The sequence below is a fragment of the Streptomyces sp. AC627_RSS907 genome, assembly GCF_019049165.1.
Window position 1 is genome coordinate 1 of the sequence record NZ_JAGMUE010001314.1, and the last position, 633, is coordinate 633.

A 633-nucleotide genomic window follows, 5' to 3' on the forward strand; every position below is an offset into this window, starting at 1 on the left:
GCGCGGGGTGGCCCGAGTGCTGGGCGGCGCCCGCCGCACCCTGCCCCTGGCCGTGGGACGGGGGCAGCGGAACTCCCACTGCGTGCTGCATCCGGTGGCTCTCCGTCTCGTACGGGCGGCTGACGTGTGTAGACCCGGCCGCGCGCGTGCGCCGGCCGAGTGCGCTACCGAACGGTACTCTCCCACTTCCGGGTGAACGGCGCCTCACCCGGCCCGTCGTTGGCCGGTGCGCACTCCCCCGCCGGCGCCGACCGCCGGCTCCGGGCCGCGCCGGGCCCGACCGGCCGGGCGCGCCGCGCCCCCGGGCCGACCGCGCGGCGCCCGGGCCTGACACCTGGGCCCAACTCGCCGGACGGATACGGGAGTTGAGGTGACCGCCGCGCGACGGGGCGTGTGGCGGCGGCGCCTGCTGGGCCCGGGGCGCCGCGCGAGTCGGGTCAGGCGGAGAGCTGGTCCGCCAGGGCCCGCAGGGCGAGCCGATATGACCCGATTCCGAACCCGGCGATCGTGCCGCTGGCGACGGCGGCGATGACAGAGTTGTGACGGAACTCCTCGCGCGCGTGCGGGTTGGAGATGTGCACCTCGATCAGCGGCGCCGTGCGCTGCGCCGCCGCGTCCCGCATCCCGTACGAG

At 77.4% G+C, this 633-nt stretch carries 1 protein-coding gene; it reads right to left on the reverse strand.

From position 1 onward, the window contains the following. Positions 1 to 437 precede the first annotated feature (437 nt). On the reverse strand, positions 438 to 633 hold a 196-nt coding region (locus KUM32_RS41670; RefSeq protein WP_217146824.1), incomplete at its 5' end, for a type II 3-dehydroquinate dehydratase.